Genomic DNA, 22,045 nt, shown 5'->3' with positions numbered 1-22,045 from the left:
GAAACTGGGCGGTACAGCGCTTCGTGTGTACCACAAAAATTTGTATGCCGTACTTTTATGCAAAATCAACTAGGATTTGTTCTGAAACTGCTTTTACTCTCAGCTTTGTTATCGGTATTAATTAAGTACGCAGGGCCAAGTCTATCAATTCCGGCGACAGCAACCAACGCGCTAATTATAGTATTGTTGCCGATCGCGATTATGGCGATCGCGCTACTGTGGCGATTCCAAGCACAGAAACAAAATTCACTCAAACCATAGACGCACAAGTTACTAAAATCAGTTAATCTAGCTGAATTACCAAAAAATTGCATCTCGCCAACCGTTGGGAGTTAGCCTGTGAACCTCGGTCAATGGATCGGCTTAATCGCCATCGTTCTTTCTTTATACATCCTGTGGCAAATTCGGGAAGTGCTTTTGCTCATGTTTGCCGCAGTTGTGTTAGCCACCACCTTAAATCGGCTAGCGAAACGCTTCCAACGCTTAGGTATGAGGCGTGGATTCGCCGTCCTCCTCGCAGTAGCTATCTTTTTTGCAGTTATTGCGGGTTTTTTCTGGCTAATTGTGCCGCCATTTGTACAGCAGTTTCAAGAACTAACCTATCAGGTTCCTAAAGGGTTTGGGCGCTTTAATGATTGGCTTGATGCCCTGAGAAGTCATATTCCTACTCAGTTGATTCCCTACATCCCAGATATCAATAGCCTTATCCAACAAGCACAGCCTTTTGCCAATCGGCTATTGGGAAACTCCTTTGCCTTTGTATCTGGGTCTTTGGAAGTTGTCCTCAAGATTTTGCTAGTGTTGGTTTTAACGGGAATGATCTTAGCCGACCCCGTGGCTTACCGCAAAGTATTTGTGCGGCTTTTCCCCTCATTTTATCGGCGGCGGGTAGATGGGATTTTAGATAAATGTGAAGTCTCTTTGGAGGGATGGATTACAGGCGCTTTAATTGCCATCTTTGTAGTGGGGTTGATGAGTCTGATTGGCTTATCAATTTTGCATGTCAAGGCAGCATTAGCTTTAGCGGTTTTAGCGGGATTCTTTAACTTAATTCCCAATCTGGGCCCGACGATGAGTGTAATACCAGCAATGGCGATCGCTTTCTTGGATGAACCTTGGAAAGCGATCGCTGTCTTAATTCTCTACTTTTTTATTCAACAGGCTGAGAGTAATTTCATCACGCCCGTTGTTATGGCGCATCAAGTCTCATTGCTACCAGCCGTAACCTTAATTGCCCAACTATTTTTCGTCACTTTCTTTGGCTTTTTAGGATTATTTCTGGCGCTACCCCTAACTGTTGTTGCTAAGATTTGGTTGCAAGAAGTACTCATCAAAGATGTTTTGGATGAATGGGGCAATGACCATAAAAAAGAAACTGAGCTTGTAATAATTCCTGAATCGCTTGGAGGAGATGATAATTGGACATCAGAAAATCCCGATGTTAATCGGGAGCGACGCATTGATGATGATATCTTGCAAAAAGAAGATTAAAACAGCTTAGACCCCTAATTCGCCAGCAGTATCCTTGAAGAAGTCGGGGATCTAGTAGCCCTGCAAAATTAATGGGACAGACCATTAGGTTAATCAATTTTAGATTTTAGTTCTGAAAATCCTACTTGGTAGTGGTCGATTTACCGCTCACTACCAACTAGAATTTTATTTTATGTTTAATTATGGCTACCTACTTAGTTGCTGAGAATGTGTTTCTTCGTCTAAAATTTTTCCGAAACAATCGGTTCTGTTGCAATATCATCTAAGCGGATGCTGCTTAACAAATTCCGCCACTCTGCTTGTAATCCTGCATTTTTAGGATTTTGATCGCGCAGTTGGGCCAGTGTCGTCAGTGCCTCATACCATATCCCATTTTGGGCATAGATAGCATAGCGCTTTAGAGGTTCTGTGGTTTGTAGCTCTTTGAGAGCGGCTGGTTTGAGTTCGATTCGTTGTATTACTCCTTCGACGAAAGTCGGGGGAGAATTCTCTTGGCGGTCACAGTTAACAGTTAAAAACCAGCGATATTGTTTATTTAGTGCTAAGGCAGGAGCGTTGGTAGGCAGAGAAACGCGGATAACTCCTGCTTTATCTGGTAGAGCGATCGCTTCTTTGTAAATGTCCTTCAAGTCCTGATCTTGAAGCACAAATTCAACTGCGTAGGGCAAATCTTTGGTATAAGGCACGTAGAAAAACCAACTTGGGTGTTCTACCGTTGTCTGTCCCCAGACATTAATCACTGAGTTATCTTCCTCAGTAAAGGGCACTAAAGCAGTCAAGTCAGTTTTAGTAATAGGAAGTGGACATGCATCCCCGCCGTCGCGCTTTGCTCCACCACGAACCCGGCCTCCAGGAGGCGGGCCAGATGGAAGCGAAGGTTGATTAAAGGCTGTAGCTTGAGCAAGGTTCGTTTTAGCACCACGAGCGCTAGGTGAAGAACTAAGAGTTGGTTTTGCCAGTACTGGAGTCAAGCTAACGAGTAAACTGGTGCAGCTAAGAGCTACTACTAAAAACAGTTTTATCTGTTGTGAATTTGACTTCATAAAAACCTTCCCTTAAGTATGCAAACCTTGTATGTAGATTTATCTGCTGGTTATCCAAAAATTTCATAAAATAATCCTTCTCCATTCTCTATTAAACTCCAAAATTTAAATTATCTAAATTCTTCTGTCCAATACAATTATCAGGTTCTTTTCCCCTGCCTGCCTTAACAGATCAATTTTCTTAACTAAGTGTATTGCCCTATTCCTGGGTAGCCACCCGAACTTTTGTTGTTGAATTAAATATTGACATCAAGCCAACCGTGACAACCAACGACAAAGCCGAAGGTACAAAAGGCACCCAAGCACCCGAAATTAACAGAGCAAAGCAGACTAAATATAGAACACTAGAGGTAATAATAACTGCCAATGCCAACCAAGGGAAGGAAAGCTTTCGCCAAGCAGCCAGGACTCCCCCTATTAAAGACCAGCCCCAAATCCAGGCTACCTCAGCCCACAGTGACCAAACCCGCAGCAAGGGTCGCCCATCCTGCACTGCACTAAGGATTTGGCTGATCATCTGCGCTTGTACTAGCACTCCTGGCATTTGCTCATCTAAAGGAACGCCATAAGGTGTAGGCCAGGTGTCTGGAGAATCCCCCTTTGCTACTACACCAATCAAAACAATTTTATCTTTGATAGCACTGGGGTTAATTGGACTAGATAAAAATTGGGTTAGCTTTACCTGTTGGGCTATTTGTTTTGGGGAACGGTAATTGAGTAAGACTTGACCGCCATTGGCATCAATATTTTGATAGCCGCCAGTCCGAGATTTCAGGTTCCGAAAAATAGTTTTACCTAGCTGCAAATTTCCTTCACGGGTGAACTTTGGTTCAATTCCTGAAGGGCGCAGATAGAGGGAAGCGAGTTCTAGACTGAATGCAAAGGGAGCAGGACATAACGATGTCGCCTCTTGGTTCATGAACAGAAGATGCCGACGGATAACTCCATCGCGATCATGAATAAAGTCACTGAATCCCAAATTTGTTGTGGGGATTTCTGGCGGCGGCTGATTTCCTGGAATATTTACTGTGACATCGCTCCCTTTACATACGCCAATCAAATTCTGAGTTGTTTGAAGACGAGCAATTAAATCTGGTTGTTTGGCTTTAAAATCACGGTAGATATCCAAGCCGATCGCACGGGGTTGGTATTGATTCAGTTTTGCCAGGAGTTTGTTAAGAGATTTTTCGGAAATGGAAGCTCCAATCAAATCCTCGTTATTTTTTCTTTGAATTGCTAGATCGTTATCGTCAATTGTGATTATTAAGAGTCGAGAATCAAGTCCCTCCGCAGGGCGCTGACGCATCATTAAGTCATAGGCTGCAATCTCTGGATTTTCCAGCAATCCCAGCAATCTCGGCCCACAAACTAAGCCTGTAATCGCCAAACTAGATAACAAAGTTATCATAAGTCTTTGTCTGATAGACAAACCTAAATTTGGTGCTTCAGTTTTTGTAGACCTTAATTCATCCCAAGTAGGTGGGATCTGCGCTGGATTTTGGCAAATCATTGGTAGCCAAGTCGCACAGGGAAATTTATCCTCAAGCCCTTGCAACCGTTCCCGCGCTTGGCGTACTGACTGATATAAAGGTTCGCCACTGGCAAAACCTTCGAGAAAATACTTTAAGAACTCCTTGGCAACCTGATCTGGGACAGGTTCACGCATAATGATCATCTGAGGAATTTGCAAATCAGCCAGTTCTCGCGCCAATCCCAATCCATCACAGGAGTTGAATATAGCTAGTTGCAAGCCGTTTTCTATGGCTTTCTTGAGAGCATACTTTAACTCGCTAATGGTGAGGCTATCAGTTTTATTCAGATAAATTCGTCCGCTTTCTCCATTTTTGTTACTGGAACTGTGCCCAGCAAAAAACAGAATATCCCAGTTTTTTCCCCAAAGATGCTCAGTCAATTCCTTGCGTTGTGGTTCTACTAGAAAGCTAACCTCTGCATTACTACACTGTTGCAGCAAAGCTTGATCAGCCTGGGTGTCAATTCCCTGACTATTGCCCACAATCGCTAAAATGTTGACTAATTGATTTTTTGTGCGTGGTTTGTGAATGCGATCGTAAGATGGTGAAGAAAGGGCGATTTCAGCCTTGGGGTAGCGTTCTAACAAATCCCACAGATGCCAGGGTAATAGCTGCAATTGGCTATTTTCTGTTTGCAAAATTACCCGCACTTCTTCCGTGGACGACAATCTTTCTAACCATTTTTCCCTCAAAGGGCGAAACTCCTCCGCTCGCAGCCACGTATTAAAGCGGGCCCGCAAAATATGAGAAGCGTTTTCGCAATCTTGAATCATCGATACATTCGTCACCTGCATTTTGTCAGCATGGAGACGATAACGATTGCCTATCTGGCGATAACTAGACTGCCAATGACTGTAATAAAGCGGCATTTCGGGAAATGAAGGTAGTCTCCCCGTAATTTCTGTTGTAGCACGCTCGTGTTCTTCACCAATTTCGAGGGTGACAGCAAACCCTTGCTCAAAACTACCCTCTCCAAATTTCAGAACCACTAACTTACCCATGACCGTCGCTATCCCCTGTACGAAACCATGCCCTGTTCTCCTGTCTCATAACAGGCTCTACAAGCATTTACAGATTTTTTTCAAAATCCCTAAAAGCTGGCTTGAATTTTTAATTAACCAATTACCACTTAATAAATTATCGACAAAAAGGGAAAATAGCTAGATGTTTTAAATTCTAAAATATTCGGTAATACTTGTATCATTTATGGCTATTTTAACGCTAAATTGCTCTCTAGGTTCACCGCGAAACTGCAACTGAATGTAGTTATCTAATTTTCTAGATTGAGCATCTAGAAATACTGTTCCCGAACTATCTAAAACGGTGAGATGAACTCCTGCTGGCAAGTAAATGTGATTACCAGTAGCGTGCAATTGGAGATGAATACTGGTTTGCTGATCCTTTTCTGGGCTGATTTTTACAATCAAGATGACGGGTTGGTTGAGAATTTGGATACCCAAATCAATCAGTTTTGCACGTTTAGTAATTGATTCTGGTCGGTTAAGGGCATTTAGTTCCAAAGTATCAACACTGCGAAAGGCATAAGTTGGTCTCAGTTCCGGCACGTTCCATAGGGATTCAACAGTCTGCCAACCTGTCTCAAATATACCAGCAAACCATTGGCTTAAATTCACTAGTGGACTAGCTACGGATTGGCGCAGTTGGGCCAGGTGGTCGATAAACGCTTCTAATGGTTGCAGTTGCGCTAAAGGCAACCTTTCATTTTTGACACTGGGGATAAAACCAAGCAGCCTCGCTTCTTGGAGCGATTCATCAAATTGAACTACTAAATAACCCACCCGTTCTTCCCAGGTTTCTGGAGGAATGGAACATATCTGCTGATGTCGATGGACAGGACGACACTCCAGACGACCAATTGAGGGCACTTCTAAATCAGCTACATCACCACAGAGGCGCATAATCGGGTTCCAGCAGTCACTAGCTTGGAGGTTAGTAGGAATATCCATCATTTCTAAGTAGTCATTCACCACCCACACAGCCAGGGTATTCAGCCGAACTTGCTCTGCTTTTTCAGAATTTGGCTGCTGGTTAGCAAATTGCTGGGCAGTTATGCGAGCGGATTGGGAAATTGGCAATGTTAAAGCGGAATCGTCTAGCTGGTAGGTGGAGTTATTCATAAGGAACTTCTTAGTGATCAATGCTGCTGTATACATATCACCCGCATTAACTAAATTTATGCCACAAAATAAAGAATAATTATTGGAAAAAAATAATTAGGGATTGAGGGCTAGCCCTCAACAGTTATGAGTTATCAGTTAATTTGTCTGTTAGAAGTCAGAGTCCCCTACAAATATAGGACTTACGCAAAAATTGCTAAAAAGCTTAATTTCTCGAACCGCCAAGACGCCAAGAGCGCCAAGAATTCGTAGAGTGTGCGTAAGTCCTAAAATATAAGTGGCGTGTTTCATTCGGGGTCAAATCTCTGACTGCTTCTAATGATTAAGCTAATCGTCATTCATTTTTCCAGGTTGATTTGCTTGTAGCAAGCAGTTCTAACCCTGCTTTTATGCAACTTAATGCTCATTATTAACTGTTCACTGATTTAATCTGGTTCGGATAAGCAGGGTAAATAGGGGAGACAAGAGGGTTATTGTTAAGTAATTTTTCTCTTCAGAACAGCTTGTTTCCGAACTGCCCTCTTATCTGGTAGGCAAGATGCTCACCTAACAAGATTAGATAATTTATTGGAGTTCCTTTAACTAAGAAATTCCTTAACTAAGCAGTATTAATACCTACTTACATTTTTTTAATCTCTGAATTCCTTAACTAAGCAGTATTAATACTTACTTACATTTCTTTAATCTCTGAGCGAAAAGTTTTGTAACGATTGTGGCTAGTTTGTGTAAAAATCGCAATCTATATATGAGATATATACAGATTCGCAAGTTGGTGCGTTTGAACTTGAGGTCTTTTATGACTAATGACTGGAGAAAACAACAAGATGTACAACTTAAAGAATTAGCGCTCAAAGCCCAACAACACCCACAGGCAACTAAGGAACAACGGGTAGCCTTAACCCGGCTGATGAATGCCATTTGGCAGTCGGGTAGACTTATTCATCCTTATAAAGGCCAATTTCAACTACTTTATGAAGATATTTATGATGAGGCGGTACAAAATTTATTTTTCTATCTTTGCCAAGATAACAATATTAATAAGTATGACCCAGAACGCGGCGAAGTTCTAACTTGGGTAAACATGCTATTGAGTAAACGCTTTTTTCCAGAAGCTATCCCCAAAGTTATCGGCAAAGGAAATGAAATAAATCTTGAAGACTCTCATCTAGAAAATATCCCATCATCTCAATCTCAAACAATGTCATTATCTGAACAAATAATAGAATGTATAGAATCTGATCCAGAGTTTATTTTTGGCAAAGAACATATAAAAGGTCATCCAGAGGCAAACTTTCAAGCTATAGCTAAAAGAAGATATTCTGGAATTTCCTGGAAAGAGATTTCGGCAGAATGGGGGATTGGAATCACATCTCTACATAGTTTCTACCAACGATGCCTGAAAAAGTTTACTGAGAAACTCCAAGAATATATATGTATTTAATATTTAAGAAACTTTAACCCTCTGGTCAAAAAATATGGAGAAAATCGCAGATTCTTTAAAATTTACAGGCCCTATACCGCCAGACGGAAGACATCGAGCAGAAGAGTTATGTAGGCGACAAGTCACGCAAAAAAAAGCTGAACAAGTTTATCTCAATACTTTGTCCGTGTCTTTTGTAAACTCTTATCTACAATACATGGGATTTGAGACAGACTTAGACAAAAGCGATAGTTGGAACCCTGTACAGCAAACACTTATGGATGTAGCTGATTTGTCGCTAAAAAACTTGGGTTCGTTAGAATGTCGCCCAGTGTTTGAAGATGCACAATTTATTGACATACCGCCTGAAGTACAGTCAAATCGAATTGGCTATGTGGCTGTGCAGATAAAGAAATCATTTCGAGAAGCAACGCTGCTGGGATTTGTCAGAAAGGTAGAAACTGATTTGTTACCAATCAAGCATTTGCAACCTTTGGACAATCTACTGGAGTATTTAGAAGAACTTACTCAAGTGAGGCAAGCTGAGTTAGTTTCTCAATTGCCCACTGACAACAAGACTTTAATTAAATTGAAACAATGGTTGGAAAATGTTTTTGAGGTTGGTTGGCAAGAAGTTGAAACTCTCTTTGATAATCAATGGGCTAATGCAGATTGGAATCTAAGAAGTGCTAATGGTTCTTTTGTTAGCAGAGGTAAGCTGATTGATTTAGGAAAAACAGGAATAATTCAATCTGTAATTCTAGTCGTTGGCTTTATTCAAGAGAATCAGCAGGAAATAGACATTATCGTAGAAGTGCATCCTATATGGGGAGAAAATTATCTGCCACCAAATCTTCAACTGATGGTAATTGATTTTGAAGGAGTAGAGGGAGAATCTATTATGGAAGCGCAAACTAGAAGCAGTAATAAAAATATTCAATTACAGTTTAGTGGCGATGTGGGAGAACGTTTTAGTATTAAATTAGTCTTAGGGAATATTAGCGTGATAGAAAGTTTTCTCATCTGAAGCGAAAAACAATAGGGGTGCTGCAAATGGGAAAGTTAGTTGTTCTGAAGCTAGATGGCGATTTGGAGTTAGGGGTGCGGGTGACGCTGGAGATTGGAGAAGATGGCAAACGCCCCAGCATAGAAACCTCTGGTCATTTACCTGCCAATCTAGAAATAGCTAAAGTAATTGATGAGTGGCGGTCAACCTATTGTAGTCTAGGAAGTGCTCGCCTCAAAGCCAAAAAAATTATTTACGATGGTTCTATTAGCCAACGGCGTGATGAGTGTCAAAACAAAGCTTGTGAGTTGCGATCGCACTTAAATCACTGGCTAAAGTCAGAGTCATTTTGGCGGATTCGGGAAAAATGGCTGAAACACTTAATGCCCAATGAAGAAGTACGAGTGCTGATTCGCACTGCTTCTATGCAGCTAGAGAAAATTCCTTGGCATCTATGGGATTTGCTTGATTTGGACTACACCAAAGCCGAAGTAGCTTTGAGTCTTCCAGAGTTAGAACAAGTAACTAGATTGCAGACATCTACCTACAGGCACAAAATTAACATATTGGCGGTTTTGGGCGATAAAACTGATATTAATGTAGACGAAGACTGCGAATTACTAAAAAAATTACCTAATGCTACCACAACCTTTTTGACACAGCCCCAACGCGATCGCATCAACGATCAGCTGTGGAACCAACCTTGGAACATTTTATTTTTCGCTGGTCATAGTAAAAGCGAGGGTGAGACTGGTCGCATCTATATCAATGACAAAGATAGTTTAACGATTGCAGACCTGAAATATGCCCTGAGAAATGCTGTCACCAATGGGTTACAGTTAGCGATTTTCAACTCCTGTGATGGATTGGGATTAGCGCGAGAACTACAAGATTTACATATTCCCCAAATTATTGTCATGCGAGAACCTGTGCCGGATCTTGTGGCACAAGCATTTTTAAAACATTTTCTGGCAGCTTTTTCTTCAGGCGTATCTTTATATATTGCAGTTCGCACTGCCAGAGAAAAACTGCAAGGATTAGAGGACAAATTTCCAGGGGCAAGTTGGTTGCCGATAATTTGTGAAAATCCTGTTGCCATACCGATGACTTGGCCAAAGCCCCTAATTAAATCTAACAGCAGCTTACTGATAAGGGGATTGCTCATGAGCGTGATGCTCACCATTAGCGTGCTAGGAGTCCGGCAAATGGGAAGATTGCAAACATGGGAGTTACAAGCTTACGATCAATTAATGCGATCGCGTCCTCAAGAAAAGCAAGATCCGCGCCTGTTGATAATCACTGTCACCGAAGAAGATTTTCAGTTACCAGAACAAAAGGAAAGAAGAGGGTCGCTATCGGAGCTAGCACTAACCAGACTTTTGGAAAAACTTGCACACTTGGAACCCAAAGCCATTGGCTTGGATATTTATCACGATCAGCCATCACAACGCAACCAAGCTTCTTTGGCAACTAGGTTGAAAACAGATGACAAGCTTTTTGCAATTTGCAAAGTTCAAGAACTCACAAAAGAACGTCCTGGAATTTCAGCTCCTTTGGGGGTGACGGTAGAACGTCAAGGATTTAGTGATATTATCCCAGACTCAGACCACGTTCTGCGTCGTCATTTATTGGCAATGCAACCAGCAGACGTAACCTCCCCTTGTACTGCACGCTACGCCCTTAATGCCCAATTGGCATTCCACTATTTAGAGGCAAAAGGTATCTCTGCCAAATACACTGATTCTGGGGATTTGCAGTTAGGCAAGGTCATTTTTAAGCGGTTGCAGCCTCAGATGGGTGGCTATCAACAAGCGGATACACGGGGCTACCAAATGTTGCTTAATTACCGGTCTGTCCAAGGTTCTCCTGGAGAAATTGCTCCTAAAGTCACGCTCACAGATGTTCTCAAGGGGAAAGTCAACCCTGAACAAGTCAAAGACCGAATTGTTCTCATTGGTACTACTGCCCAAAGCTTTCGTGATTATAGTCCTACCCCTTACATGACTGGGCAAGGTTTTTCCGAAGAGATACCAGGAGTGGTTCTGCAAGCACAAATGGTAAGTCAGCTGGTGAGTGCGGTGATGGATGGGCGACCTTTGATATCTGTTTTGCCAGTTTGGGGGGAAGTTTTGTGGGTTTGGAGTTGGTCAGTGGTTGGAGGTGCGTTTGCCGCAGCCGGATCAGTGGCGATCGCAGCAAGCGATCGCTCAAGACTATATTTAGTACTAGCAGCAGGAGGTGTACTTGGAGTCTTATACGCTTTTTGCTTAATTCTCTTTTACCAAGGAATTTGGGTTCCCCTAGTTCCATCAGCTTTGGTTTTAGTAGCTACTGGCGGCACAGTGGCAATTTATTTGTTTTCACAACAAAGCAACGACAACTGATTTTTACTACTTGAGGAATAAAAAAGATGAAATTCTCTATGCAAAAGATTCAAATTTTCCTCGCCGTTAGTTTAACATTTCTTAGCTCTATAGGTGTGCAGGCACAGCCTGCATCCAATGGACAATTAGAACAATCATTGATTTTCGCTGCCCCACCTCCACCAAAAGATATTGGCGAACCAGGTAAGCGAGGAGAAGCAGGTAGTCGTGGCTGTGGTCAGGATATGAATAAGCCACTGACTTCTTCTCAAAAGCGGCTCACAGCTTTAGTACCTGTTTATTCAAACTCAGAATTAGTGTTTGGAACCACGATCAGAGAGCATCCTAGTTTTGTATTCTATGTTCCTTATCCATCTGACTTTGCATCTGGAGAGTTTGTCCTAGAAGATGAAGCACAAAATCAGACTACTTACAAAACTTCTTTAACGGGGACACCAGGAATAATAAACCTTCGCTTGCCTTCAATTGCAGCACCTTTAGAGATTGGCAAGCAATACCGATGGTATTTTAACATCTACTGTCAGAAGGATAAGCAAATTATTGCTAATGTTGAAGGTTATGTAAAACGGGAGCAACTAAAACCTGCTTTGAAAACTCAATTGGAAAAAGCAACACCAAGCCAGCAAGTAAATCTTTATGCAGCTAATGGTATTTGGTATGAAGCGCTGAGTGCTGCTAGTGAATTGCGTCGCACCAATTCGCAAGATACTTCTTGGAGGGCGCTGTTGAAAGCTGTGGGTTTGAATGATTTTGCAACTGAACCAAAAGTAGAGTGCTGCAATCTTAAGAATTAGGGCGTTGCATAAATGTGGGATGATTTTATAGAGTTTCCTTTGCATGGCAGTTGTCCCACAACTATGCAACGCCAGAATTAGCAGTGAAAAGCGATCGCTTTTGGAGAAAAGTCAGCGATGCTCTACACTGACTCATTGGTTAAGTTAATTAACTTACAGCCGCAACTGACTTTTTACGGTTAGAACGCTTGCGTTCTGATTTTTTCTTTAGTCCAACTGCTTGAGCTTGATCGCTGTCTGACCCATATTGCCCGCGCACAACTTCTTTCATAGCTAATATAGCATTGTGAAATTCCCATTCTGCTAATCGCGCAGCATCAGCCGCAGCACGGTATAAAGTTAGTTTCTCGATTTCGGCTTGTTGAAAACTCAACATAGTTTGATAAGCTTGCTGTAAGTTTGCAGCAGAGGCATCAGCACGGGTTGTATTGTATGTGCTGATGGTTTGAAAACCGTGCAATGAAGTAATATCTTGACTAATTGATTGAGGAGGCAAACGGCGTGTTGTATCTTGGGTAGGCATATATCTATACCGTAATAAAGTATACATTTAATATACCCATTACAACTCTAAAGATAACAGGAGGCTTTTACAGCTATTTTCGGGTAAATGTAGCACATCTTTTTTATCTCACGCAAAGCCGCTCCAGACGCACAGAGGAATCAAGAGTGTGGTCTAAAAACATAAAAACTGCTGTAAATTATGTAAGCCGATGCAATGGCATTGTTAGGCGATGCAATAACGTTGTAAGGCGATGCGATCGCATTGTCAGCCGATGCAATGGTATTGTTAGTCGATACAATCGCATTGTCAGTTGATGCGATCGCATTGTTAGGTGATGCAATGGCATTGTCAGCCGATACAATCGAATTGTCAGTCAATACAATGGCATTGCAGGTCGATATAAAAACCAGATTGCAACCTGACTTTCTTAAATTACGAATTACGAATTACGAATTACGAATTGCTTTGCAAGATGCAGGCTTCAACCAAGGAGTATGGGGCGTAGTGGTGGAGACCTCTTGCAAAAGTGTTTTTTGCAAGAGGGGGAAAAGGGTAAAGGTTAAAGGGGAAGGGGACAATACAGAACTTTTCCCCTTCCCCCCGCCCCTTATCCCCAGAGGGGTCCCCACCTTCCCCTTTTCCCGACTTATGCAAGAAGTCTTGGGAAGATTTGCTGTCAGGACGACTTCTCCTTTTTGGTTTAGCGTCAAACCAGTAGCTTCTATGATCGGTTCTGGTGCAGGGGTAGTTATTTTGCTGGTAGAATATGAGCGATCGGGGGGATCGCCCTTCGGATTGAGAGTCACCAAATCTACCTGCACTGCGTCAGCGCTGAGGGCTTCACCCGGATTAGGTGGTAAGCCACCGCGTCCAGTGATTGTAAAACTGCTTTTAGCTAAATTTCCACCAGCTTGACAAGTCTGTGCTACTTGGGTATCAACTGGTACGGCTGGCAGGTTGACTAAGCCACTGTTAGGGTCAATATCCGGCGTGTTAAGTTCTACAGTACCGTTTACACCAAACTCAGAACTAGCGGTGATATCCGAAAGAGAAGTTGGGAATTGGCTCTTTTGAATGCCATAGATACCAAAGGCTCGAATATCTACTCTCCCACCACTGCCTGTGTAGGCATTAGCAGTGATGTCGCTATCTTCGTTTGGGACAGCAACAATGAAGCCTGACGGGGCATTGATAGTGATGTTGCCACCATTACCACCAGCTAGTGCTGTGCCTGCGGTGGTGGTAATGGAAGCGCCACGACGCAGAAGCAGTAAATCAGTTTGTAAGTTTATGTCGCCACCGTTACCTGATGCAGATTGGGCATTGAGTGTGCCACCGTTGTCTAAAGTAACTCTAGGTGAGGTGACGATAATATCTCCAGCAGTACCCGTCGGACTTTGGGAGTTCACAAACAAGCCAGTGTTAATGTTTGAACTGTTGCTAGAAATGGTGAAAAAATCAGCAGCATTAACTTTAATTGTGCCTGCATTCCCAAGTCCCGAAGTTGAGGCAGCAAGTTGAGCGCCATTTTGTAATGAGAAAGAACCAGAATTTATAGTAATATTACCCCCATTGCCAACTGCCCCCGTTTGCAGATTGCTGCCAATCCCACTGCTAAAACCGTTTTTCTGTCCAGCAATATCAACAATACCTGTAACATTTATATTGACATTTCCCGCATCCCCCCGTCCTGCTGGCGCTGTTGCAGATGCATCATCAGTAAGAGTTAGCAGTTGAGCGCCATCAAATAGTGATAGTGTTGCCGCATTGATGTCGATATTGCCACCTTTACCTACACCCCCTGCTGACACCGTGCTGAAGATGCTAGCATTATCTACAAGGGAAACAGCATCAAGTGCCCGCACTGTTACATTCCCTGCATTCCCAAGTCCCGAAGTTGAGGCAACAAGTTGAGCGCCATCTTGTAACGATAAAGAACCAGAATTTATAGTAATATTACCCCCATTGCCAACTGCCCCTGTTTCCACCCGGCTGCCAATCGCACTAACAAAACCGTTTTTCTCACCAGCAATATCAACAATACCTGTAACATTTATATTGACATTCCCCGCATCCCCCCGTCCTCCTGGCTGGGTAGCAAATGCGCTACGAGTACTGGTTAGCAGTTGAGCGCCATCTAGTGATAGTATTGCCGCGTTGATGTCGATATTGCCTCCCTTACCTACACCCCCTGCTTCTACCGTGCTGAAGATGTTAGCATCTGCTAGAGTTACAGCATCAAGTGCCCGCACTGTCACATTCCCTGCATTCCCAAGTCCCGAAGTTGAGGCTGCAAGTTGAGCGCCATCACTTAGAGAGAAGGAACCAGAATCGATAGTAATATTACCCCCATTGCCAACTGTCCCCGTTTCCAGATTGCTGCCAATCCCACTAACAAAACCGTTTTTCTGTCCAGCAATATCAATAGCGCCTGTAACATTTATATTGACATTCCCCGCATCCCCCCGTCCTGCTGGCTGGGTGGCAGATGCATCATCAGTACGGGTTAGCACTTGAGCAGCATCTTTTAATGACAGGGTTACAGCATTGATGTCGATATTGCCTCCTTTACCTACACCCCCTGCTTCTACGGTGCTGAAGATGTAAGCATCTGCTAGAGTTACAGTATCAAGTGCCCGCACTGTTACATTCCCTGCATTCCCAAGTCCCGAAGTTGAGGCTGCAAGTTGAGCGCCATCACTTAGAGAGAAGGAACCAGAATCGATAGTAATATTACCCCCAGTGCCAACTGTCCCCGTTTCTAGATCGCTGCTAATCGTACTAAAAAAACCGTTTTTCTGTCCAGCAATATCAACAACGCCAGTAACATTTACATTGACATTCCCCGCATCTCCCCGTCCTGCTGGTTGGGTAGCAGATGCTTCACGAATAAGGGTTTGCAGTTGAGCGCCATTAATTATTGATAGGGTTGCAGCATTGATATCGATATTTCCACCTTTACCTACACCCCCTGCTGACACCGTGCTGAAAATGCCAGCACTATCTGCAAGGTCAACAGTATCAAGTGCCCGTACTGTCACATTCCCCGCATTCCCTTGTCCAAATGTTGAAGCAACAAGTTGAGCGCCATCTTGTAGTGAGAAAGAACCAGAATCGATAGTAATGTTACCCCCATTGCCAACTGTCCCCGTTTGCACACTACTGCGAATCCCACTGAGTATACCGTTTTTTTCCCCGGCAATGTCAACAATGCCTGTAACATTAACATTGACATTCCCCGCATCCCCCCGTCCTGATGCCTGGGTAGCAAACGCTTCACGAGTAATGGTTAATACTTGGGCACCATTAATTATTGATAGGGTTGCAGCATTGATGTCGATATTACCTCCCTTACCTACACCCCCTGTTCCCACAGTGCTGAGGATGGCAGCATTATCTACAAGGGAAACAGCATCGAGCGCACGCACTGCCACATTCCCCGCATTCCCTTGTCCGAATGTTGAGGCAGAAAGTTGAGCACCATCGCGTAAAAAGAAAGAACCAGAATCGATAGTAATATTACCTCCATTGCCAACTGTCTCCGTTTCCACCCGGCTGAAAATCCCACTGCTAAAACCGTTTTTCTCCCCAGCAATATCAACAGCGCCAGTGATATTAACATTGACATTCCCCGCATCCCCTCGTCCTGCTGGCTCGGTATCAGATGCACTATCAGTAGTAGTTTGCAGTCGAGCGCCATCAATTAGCGATAGTGTTGCAGCATTGATGTCGATATTACCTCCTTTGCCTACACCCCCAGCATCCACCCTGCTGAAGATATTAGCATCTGCAAGGGAAAGAGCATCTCGTGCCCGCACTGTCACATTCCCTGCATTCCCTTGTCCAACGGTTGAGGCAGTAAGTTGAGCGCCATCTTGTAATGAGAAGGAACCAGAATCGATAGTAATGTTACCCCCATTACCTTTTGACCCCGTTTGCACAAGATTGGCAACTATGCTCCCAGCAACTTTGATTGACCCGGTAGCATTAAGCGTAATATCTTCGGCAACAGTTTCAGATGTCCCCAAACCTGACCCAATACCACCGTTTAAAACACTTCCTCCCAATATCTCTAGATTAAAGGCATTGACTGCAATATTACCGCCACCAGCGCCTTCTACATATATACCTGCTTGATTGGTAAGGGATACCGAAGTTCGCGCTACATTCTCAGGAAATCTTAAGCTGAGATTATCGCCATCTACACTCAACGCTACAGTACCAGGTTTCGCCAATCCTCCTAACTCAACTCGTCCACTATAAGCATTTAATTGTCCCTCATCCATGCTGACGTTACCACCCACCAGCAGTAAACTTTTACCATCTGGTACTCGTAAACCAAATACATCAAAAAAGCCTGTTGGATCTTGTCCTGCGAATGCAATTGAGTTATTTTGAATCACTGCGTTTTGATTAATCTGATTAAACAGCAATGCTGAAGGATTAATAGTCAACAACGGTGAAGGGATATTTTTCTCACTAGCACTAAAAAATCCTCGATTTCCAAATTGCAGTGCATTCGCTGTAGTCGCCACAAACGAACCACCAATATTTAATTGAGCATTCTTACCAAATACAATTCCATTGGGATTAATTAGAAACAGGTTCGCCGTAGGATTAGTGCGGATTATCCCATCAATATCAGAACGTGACCCACCCGTTACTCTACTGATAATATTTTGAATATTTACAGAATTATTAAAGAAAGCAGTGCCGCCAAAAGGCACAGAAAACTTACTAAAGCTGTGAAACAAATTACTTCCTACTGGCGTTCCTCCTGTAATATTCAAGGTGCTGCCATCTGGTGTAACGATGGAATTATTAGGCAGAGTGCCATCTGGGGTAATTTGGGCAAAAGCGCAATTTGTACTCCCAATGCTTGAACCACATATTGCAATTCCTATAAACCAGCCCCAACGAATATTTATCTTAGACATTTTACCTCTCTAAGCAAACAGCGATCGCTAAACTTTTGGTTATGTCACACTACTAATGTGGGTTTACGGTGGTTGCAGTCACCCCTAGATAATTCTCAGTTGCGATCGCGTTAGTTTTACGCAAAACTGGCTAATTTATTTACATAACTTTATACAATGGCATTGTCAGTCGATGCAATGGCATTGTTAGTCGAAACAATCGAATTGTCAGTCGATACAATGGCATTGTTAGTCGATACAATCGAATTGTCAGCCAATACAATGGCATTGTTAGTCAATACAATCGAATTGTCAGTTGATGCGATCGCATTGCGTCCTATTGAAGTCTCTAATATTAACTTACTCTGCAAGATGCAGGCTTTAACCAAGGGCTATGGGGCGTAGTGGTGGGAAGATTTGCTGTCAGCACGACTTCCCCTTTTTGGTTTAGCGCCAAACCAGTAGCTTCTATGATGGGTTCTGGTGCGGGGGTAGTTATTTTGCTGGGAACAAAGGAGCGATCGGGGTTATCAGCGTTTGGATTGAGACTCACCAAATCTACCTTCACTGCATCAGTGTTAAGAGCTTCACCTGGGTTAGGGGGCAAGCCGCCGCGTCCAGTGATTGTAAAACTACTCTTAGCTAAATTTCCACCAGCTTGACAGGTCTGTGCTACTTGGGTATCAACTGGTATTGTTGGCAGGTTGACTAAGCCACTATTAGGGTCAATATCCGGCGTGTTAAGTTCTACAGTGCCGTTTACACCAAATTCAGAACTAGCAGTGATATCCGAAAGAGAAGTTGGGTTAGAGCGGGGTTGAATGCCATAGATACCAAAGGCTCGAATATTTACTCTCCCACCACTGCCTGTGTAAGCATTAGCAGTGATATCGCTATTTTCGTTTGGGACAGCAACAATGAAGCCCGACGGGGCATCAATATTAATGTTGCCACCATTACCACCAGCTTCTGCTGTGCCTGCGGTGGTGGTAATGGAAGCGCCACGACGCAGAAGCAGTAAATCAGTTTGTAAGTTGATGTTGCCACCGTTACCCGATGCAGATTGGGCGTTGAGTGTGCCACCGTTGTCTAAAGTAACTCTAGGTGAGGTGACGATAATATCTCCAGCAGTACCCGTCGGACTTTCGGAGTTAACGAACAAGCCACTGGTAAAGTTGGCACTTTTGCCAGAAATGGTGAAAAAATTAGCAGCATTAACTTTAATTGTGCCTGCATTTCCTTGTCCAAGGGTTTGAGCAGAAAGTACACCGCCATCACTTAGAGAGAAAAAACCAGAATCGATAGTAATGTTACCTCCATTGCCTTCTGTCCCCGTTTCTACCAGACTAAGAATCCCACTGGTAAAACCTTTTTTCTCTCTAGCAATATCAACACTACCAGTAACATTAACATTGACATTCCCTGCATCGCCTCGTCCTGGTGGCTGGTTAGCAGATGCACCACGAGTAAGGGTTAGCAATTGAGCGCCATCAATTAGTGATAATTTTGCAGCATTGATATCAATATTACCACTTTTACCTACACTTCCGGCTTCCACAGTGCTGAGAATATAAGCATTATCTGCAAGGTCAACAGCATTTTTGGCACGCACTGTTACATTTCCCGCATTCCCTTGTCCAGCGGTTGAGGCAGTAAGGATAGCACCATCTTTTAATGAAAAAGAACCAGAATCGATACTAATGTTACCTCCATTGCCTTCTGTCTCCGTTTCTAAATTGCTACGAATTCCACTGCGAAGAAAATCGTTTTTCCCCCCAGCAATATCAACACTACCAGTAACATTAATATTGACATTTCCTGCATCTCCCCGTCCTGCTGGCTGGGTATCAGATGCACCACGACTAGTGGTTTGCAGTTGAGCGCCATCAATTAGTGATAGTGTTGCAGCATTGATGTCGATATTGCCACCTTTACCTACACCCCCGGCTTCCACTGTGCTGAAGATGTTAGCATCTGCAAGGTCAACAGCATTTTTCGCACGTACTGTCACATTCCCCGCATTCCCCTGTCTAAGGGTTGAGGTAGCAAGAAAAGCGCCATCTCGTAATGAGAAAGAACTAGAATCGATAGTAATGTTACCCCCATTAGCAACTGTCCCCGTTTCCACCTGACTAAGAATTCCCGAATCTTCCAATCCTGCTAGCTGGGTATCAGATGCACCACGAGTAGTGGTTTGCAGGCTAGCGCCATCAGTAAGTGACACTTTTGCAGCATTGATGTCGATATTGCCACCTTTACCTACACCCCCGGCTTCCACTGTACTGAAGATGTTAGCATCTGCAAGGTCAACAGAATTTTTCGCATGTACTGTCACATTCCCCGCATTCCCTTGTCCAAATGTTGAGGCTTGAAGTATGGCATCATCAGAAAGTAACACTTTTGCAGCGTTGATGTCGATATTGCCACCTTTACCTACACCTCCTACATAAACCTGACTAAAAATGCCACCGTTTGCAAGGTTAACAGCATCTTTTGCCAGCACTGTTATATTACCCGCATTCCCTTGTCCAAATGTTGAGGCAGTAAGTTGAGCGCCATTTCGTAAGGAGAAAGAACCAGAATTGATAGTAATATTACCTCCATCCCCCCCTCCTGCTGATTGAGTATCAGATACACCATTAATAAGAGTTGCCAATTGAGCCGTACTTAAGATTAAAGCATCTGCAAGGTCAACAGCATTTTTGGCACTCACTGTTACATTACCCGCATTTCCTTGTCCAGAAGTTTCCGTTGTCAGAATAGCTCCATCAATTAGTGACACTTTGGCAGCATTGATGTCAATATTACCACCTTTGCCTACACCTCCTTCAGCAACCGTACTTAAGATTAAAGCATCTGCAAGGTCAACAGCATCTCGTGTACGCACTGTCACATTCCCTGCATTTCCTTCTCCAAATGTTGAGGCACTAAGTTGAGCGCCATCTCGTAACGATAAAGAACCAGAATCGATAGTAATGTTACCCCCATTACCAACTGTTCCCGGTTGCACTAAGCTGCCAATCCCGCTGACACCATTTTGTCCCCCAGCAATATCAACAATACCTGTAACATTAACATTAACATTCCCCGCATCCCCCCGCCCTGCTGGCTGAGTAGCAGATGCAGTACGAGTAAGGGTTACTAGTTGAGCATCATCAATAAGTGACATGGTTGCAGCATTAATGTCGATATTGCCACCTTTACCGACACCCCCTCGTTCCACACTGCTGAAGATGTTACTGTTTACAAGGGAAACAGCATCTTTTGCACTGACTTTCACATTCCCTGCATTTCCTTGTCCATAAGTTGAGGCTTCAAGTTGAGCGCGATCGCCTAACGACAAAGAACCGGAGTCAATAGTAATATTACCTCCATTGCCAAGTGATCCGAAGCGCACAAGATTGCGAACTACGCTCCCAGCAGCAACTTTGATTTCCTCGGTAGCATTTAGCGTAATATCTCCCGCGACAGTTTTAGGTGTCCCCAAACCTTGCCCAATACCACCGCTTAAAATACTTCCTCCCAATATCTCTAGATTCTTAACATTGACTGCAATATTACCGCCACCAGCAGCTTCTACAAAAACACCAGCCCTATTAGTAAAAGATATATCTGCTCGCGTCACATTCTCAGGAAATCTCAAGCTGAGATTATCGCCATCTACACCCAGCGCGACAGTCCCAGGTTCGCTCAATCCTCCTAACTCAACTCGTCCACCATTAGCATTTAATCCTCCCCCATCCATGTTGATATTCCCACCTACTAGCAGTAAACTCTTACCATTTGCTACTCGTAAACCAAATCCATCAAAGCCTGCTGGATCTTGTCCTGCGGGTGCAACTGAGTTATTTTGAATCACTGCGTTTTGATTAATCTGATTAAACAGCAATGCTGAAGGATTAATAGTCAACAACGGTGAAGGGATATTTTTCTCACTAGCACTAAAAAATCCTCGATTTCCAAATTGCAGTGCATTCGCTGTACTCGCTACAAAAGAACCACCAACATTTAATTGAGCATTCTTACCAAATACAATTCCATTGGGATTTATCAAAAATAAATTAGCTATGCCATTAGCGTAAATTAACCCATCAATATTGGAAGCTGACCCACCCGTTACTCGACTGATAATATTTTGAATATCCGCAGCATTATTAAACAAAGCAGCGCCGTTAGGAGGTACAGAAAATTCCCGAAAGCTGTGGAACAAGTTGCCACCTGCTTGGGTTCCTCCTTCAATGATGCTGTTGTTCCCTTCTAATTTGACAGTAGAGTTATTAAGTAAAGTCCCATCCGGGATAATTTGGGCAAAAGCGCAATTTGTCCTTCCAATGCTTGAACCACATATTGCAATTCCTAAAAACCAGCCCCAACGAATACTCATCTTGGACATTCTACCCCTCTAAGCAAACTGCGATCGCTAAACTTTTGGTTATGTCACACTACTAATGTTGTGGGTTTACGGTGGTTGCAGTCACCTCTAGATAATTCTCAGTTGCGATCGCATTAGTTTTACGCAAAACTTGCTCATTTCTTTACATAAATTTATACAATGGCATTGTCAGCCGATACAATCGAATTGTCAGTCGATGCAATGGCATTGTCAGTCGATACAATCGAATTGTCAGCCGATACAATGGCATTGTCAGTCGATGCAATGGCATTGTTAGTCGATGCAATGGCATTGTTAGTCGATGCAATGGCATTGTCAGTCGATACAATCGAATTGTCAGTTGATGCGATCGCATTGTTAGCCAATACAATTGAATTGTCAGCCAATGCGATCGCATCTGCGTAAGTAAATGGATAAAAAGTT

General features: G+C 43.2%; 15 protein-coding genes. 8 read left to right on the top strand and 7 right to left on the bottom strand.

Annotated elements, in window-relative coordinates; genetic code table 11:
* Positions 1-57: 57 nt before the first annotated feature.
* Together CDC33_RS16905 and CDC33_RS16900 are read left to right on the top strand one after the other, a co-directional pair.
* The gene (locus CDC33_RS16905) at positions 58-261 is read left to right on the top strand and encodes a hypothetical protein (protein WP_109009450.1); all 204 of its coding nucleotides are present in this window, start codon (positions 58-60) and stop codon (positions 259-261) included.
* A 78-nt stretch (positions 262-339) separates the two neighbouring features.
* The gene (locus tag CDC33_RS16900) at positions 340-1,491 is read left to right on the top strand and encodes an AI-2E family transporter (protein ID WP_109009449.1); all 1,152 of its coding nucleotides are present in this window, start codon (positions 340-342) and stop codon (positions 1,489-1,491) included.
* A 221-nt stretch (positions 1,492-1,712) separates the two neighbouring features.
* Here the strand turns inward: CDC33_RS16900 and CDC33_RS16895 are convergent, their stop codons facing one another.
* The 3 genes from CDC33_RS16895 to CDC33_RS16885 form a co-directional block, all read right to left on the bottom strand.
* Positions 1,713-2,534, bottom strand: coding sequence for a DUF928 domain-containing protein (locus CDC33_RS16895; RefSeq protein ID WP_109009448.1), 822 nt, complete (start codon positions 2,532-2,534; stop codon positions 1,713-1,715).
* A gap of 199 nt (positions 2,535-2,733) precedes the next feature.
* Positions 2,734-5,067 carry a CHASE2 domain-containing protein gene (locus CDC33_RS16890; protein ID WP_109009447.1) on the bottom strand — a complete coding sequence of 778 codons (2,334 nt, stop codon included), beginning with the start codon at positions 5,065-5,067 and terminating at the stop codon, positions 2,734-2,736.
* A 168-nt stretch (positions 5,068-5,235) separates the two neighbouring features.
* Entirely contained in the window at positions 5,236-6,204 is a 969-nt protein-coding gene (locus tag CDC33_RS16885) for a DUF1822 family protein (protein ID WP_109009446.1), read from the bottom strand.
* A gap of 745 nt (positions 6,205-6,949) precedes the next feature.
* Here CDC33_RS16885 and CDC33_RS16880 point away from each other — a divergent pair.
* Genes CDC33_RS16880 through CDC33_RS16865 form a run of 4 tightly spaced genes read left to right on the top strand, consistent with a single transcriptional unit; the run spans position 6,950 to position 11,808 of the window.
* Positions 6,950-7,645: a sigma-70 family RNA polymerase sigma factor gene (locus CDC33_RS16880; RefSeq protein WP_244919252.1), complete on the top strand. Its 696-nt coding sequence runs from the start codon at positions 6,950-6,952 to the stop codon at positions 7,643-7,645.
* Positions 7,646-7,679: 34 nt separating this feature from the next.
* On the top strand, positions 7,680-8,651 hold the full coding sequence (locus tag CDC33_RS16875) for a DUF1822 family protein (protein WP_109009444.1): 972 nt from the start codon (positions 7,680-7,682) through the stop codon (positions 8,649-8,651).
* A gap of 26 nt (positions 8,652-8,677) precedes the next feature.
* On the top strand, positions 8,678-11,014 hold the full coding sequence (locus tag CDC33_RS16870; RefSeq protein ID WP_109009443.1) for a CHASE2 domain-containing protein: 2,337 nt from the start codon (positions 8,678-8,680) through the stop codon (positions 11,012-11,014).
* A 38-nt stretch (positions 11,015-11,052) separates the two neighbouring features.
* The gene (locus tag CDC33_RS16865; RefSeq protein ID WP_181374042.1) at positions 11,053-11,808 is read left to right on the top strand and encodes a DUF928 domain-containing protein; all 756 of its coding nucleotides are present in this window, start codon (positions 11,053-11,055) and stop codon (positions 11,806-11,808) included.
* 148 nt (positions 11,809-11,956) lie between these two features.
* On the opposite strand, the gene CDC33_RS16860 is transcribed toward CDC33_RS16865, so the two are convergent.
* The 3 genes from CDC33_RS16860 to CDC33_RS16855 form a co-directional block, all read right to left on the bottom strand.
* Positions 11,957-12,331, bottom strand: a complete 375-nt coding sequence (locus CDC33_RS16860) for a hypothetical protein (protein WP_109009441.1) — start codon at positions 12,329-12,331, stop codon at positions 11,957-11,959.
* 140 nt (positions 12,332-12,471) lie between these two features.
* Positions 12,472-12,690, bottom strand: a complete 219-nt coding sequence (locus tag CDC33_RS37850; protein ID WP_146195829.1) for a hypothetical protein — start codon at positions 12,688-12,690, stop codon at positions 12,472-12,474.
* 69 nt (positions 12,691-12,759) lie between these two features.
* On the bottom strand, positions 12,760-17,250 hold the full coding sequence (locus CDC33_RS16855) for a two-partner secretion domain-containing protein (protein ID WP_109009440.1): 4,491 nt from the start codon (positions 17,248-17,250) through the stop codon (positions 12,760-12,762).
* A 156-nt stretch (positions 17,251-17,406) separates the two neighbouring features.
* On the opposite strand from CDC33_RS16855, the gene CDC33_RS37845 reads away from it, so the two are divergent.
* The gene (locus CDC33_RS37845; RefSeq protein WP_146195828.1) at positions 17,407-17,634 is read left to right on the top strand and encodes a hypothetical protein; all 228 of its coding nucleotides are present in this window, start codon (positions 17,407-17,409) and stop codon (positions 17,632-17,634) included.
* On the opposite strand, the gene CDC33_RS16850 is transcribed toward CDC33_RS37845, so the two are convergent.
* Positions 17,585-21,613 (bottom strand): two-partner secretion domain-containing protein, encoded by a 4,029-nt coding sequence (locus CDC33_RS16850; RefSeq protein ID WP_109009439.1) that lies wholly within the window; start codon positions 21,611-21,613, stop codon positions 17,585-17,587. The genes CDC33_RS37845 and CDC33_RS16850 overlap by 50 nt on opposite strands.
* A gap of 174 nt (positions 21,614-21,787) precedes the next feature.
* Between CDC33_RS16850 and CDC33_RS16845 the strand changes: the two genes are divergently transcribed.
* On the top strand, positions 21,788-22,027 hold the full coding sequence (locus tag CDC33_RS16845; RefSeq protein ID WP_244919251.1) for a hypothetical protein: 240 nt from the start codon (positions 21,788-21,790) through the stop codon (positions 22,025-22,027).
* Positions 22,028-22,045 lie beyond the last annotated feature (18 nt).

This window comes from Nostoc commune NIES-4072 (genome assembly GCF_003113895.1).
Lineage (GTDB): Bacteria > Cyanobacteriota > Cyanobacteriia > Cyanobacteriales > Nostocaceae > Nostoc > Nostoc commune.
Note: the sequence above shows the minus strand (reverse complement) of the source record. Positions and strands in the feature narration are given on the sequence as shown.

Coding starts and splice junctions, on each gene's coding strand:
- CDC33_RS16885 (WP_109009446.1), bottom strand. CDS start 6,204: ATGAATAACTCCACCTACCAGCTAGACGATTCCGCTTTAACATTGCCA.
- CDC33_RS16895 (WP_109009448.1), bottom strand. CDS start 2,534: ATGAAGTCAAATTCACAACAGATAAAACTGTTTTTAGTAGTAGCTCTT.
- CDC33_RS16890 (WP_109009447.1), bottom strand. CDS start 5,067: ATGGGTAAGTTAGTGGTTCTGAAATTTGGAGAGGGTAGTTTTGAGCAA.
- CDC33_RS16875 (WP_109009444.1), top strand. CDS start 7,680: ATGGAGAAAATCGCAGATTCTTTAAAATTTACAGGCCCTATACCGCCA.
- CDC33_RS16865 (WP_181374042.1), top strand. CDS start 11,053: ATGCAAAAGATTCAAATTTTCCTCGCCGTTAGTTTAACATTTCTTAGC.
- CDC33_RS16860 (WP_109009441.1), bottom strand. CDS start 12,331: ATGCCTACCCAAGATACAACACGCCGTTTGCCTCCTCAATCAATTAGT.
- CDC33_RS16855 (WP_109009440.1), bottom strand. CDS start 17,250: ATGTCTAAGATAAATATTCGTTGGGGCTGGTTTATAGGAATTGCAATA.
- CDC33_RS16870 (WP_109009443.1), top strand. CDS start 8,678: ATGGGAAAGTTAGTTGTTCTGAAGCTAGATGGCGATTTGGAGTTAGGG.
- CDC33_RS16850 (WP_109009439.1), bottom strand. CDS start 21,613: ATGAGTATTCGTTGGGGCTGGTTTTTAGGAATTGCAATATGTGGTTCA.
- CDC33_RS16905 (WP_109009450.1), top strand. CDS start 58: ATGCAAAATCAACTAGGATTTGTTCTGAAACTGCTTTTACTCTCAGCT.
- CDC33_RS16880 (WP_244919252.1), top strand. CDS start 6,950: ATGAGATATATACAGATTCGCAAGTTGGTGCGTTTGAACTTGAGGTCT.
- CDC33_RS37845 (WP_146195828.1), top strand. CDS start 17,407: ATGGCATTGTCAGTCGATGCAATGGCATTGTTAGTCGAAACAATCGAA.